At 60.5% G+C, this 699-nt stretch carries 1 protein-coding gene; it reads left to right on the forward strand.

Features of this window, described 5'->3' with window-relative positions:
* Nucleotides 1–109 precede the first annotated feature (109 nt).
* Nucleotides 110–340, forward strand: coding sequence for a hypothetical protein (locus AC1DRP_RS36775; RefSeq protein WP_476771167.1), 231 nt, complete (start codon nucleotides 110–112; stop codon nucleotides 338–340).
* Nucleotides 341–699: the final 359 nt, after the last annotated feature.

Consider the following 699-nt stretch of genomic DNA (forward strand, 5'->3'; position numbering starts at 1 on the left):
ACGGATGTACTGGCATCGTCGACAACAGTCATTCGAGGGAAGGCCAAGCTTCTGCTTGGCCTTTTTTCGTTACTGCCGGCGACAGCGGAATACCGCACAGGAGATGGACATGGCTGAACATTCAAAGCAGCGCGTCGATGCCGACAAGAATTTTCTGAAGACCCAGACCCAATTGCTCGCGCGCAATCGGATCATGTTGGAGTCCGATACCCTCGCCCGGCACCGTGATGCGAACACGGCTAAACTGAAGCAACAGCGCCTGGAGAAGGAAGCCAATGATCGAGCCGCGGCATTGGCTGCGCCAACGGTAAAGAAGCGGAAAAAAGCCATCGCCGCCTGAGCGCCAGGCGCCGGCGCGACGGCGGGCCGGGCCTGCCGCTTCCCCCGAAATCGAGCGGATGACCGGTGTCGGCCTTCGAGTGGCTCCTGCCTCTCGGTTTGACGCTACCCTGTTGAAAATGGCCCGCCGCTCCGAAAGGGGTGGCGGGCCTTCTCTTTTGGGGCGGTAGGGGTCAAGCAAAAGCGCCCACGGCGGGGTCATAGAGCCCGCCGTCGATCGCTTTGGGTGATTATCCGACAAGCCTCTGCGCCACGCTGCGCGATAATGAGTTCCCGCCAGGGGTCTGGCTTCTCTGCGAAGTCGGCGCTGAGCCGCTTCATGATCGGGTCGGATGGAGAGGCGTCTCAATCTTTTTATCG

It is taken from the genome of Allobosea sp. 01N443 (genome assembly GCF_056399325.1).

Coding starts and splice junctions, on each gene's coding strand:
- AC1DRP_RS36775 (WP_476771167.1), top strand. CDS start 110: ATGGCTGAACATTCAAAGCAGCGCGTCGATGCCGACAAGAATTTTCTG.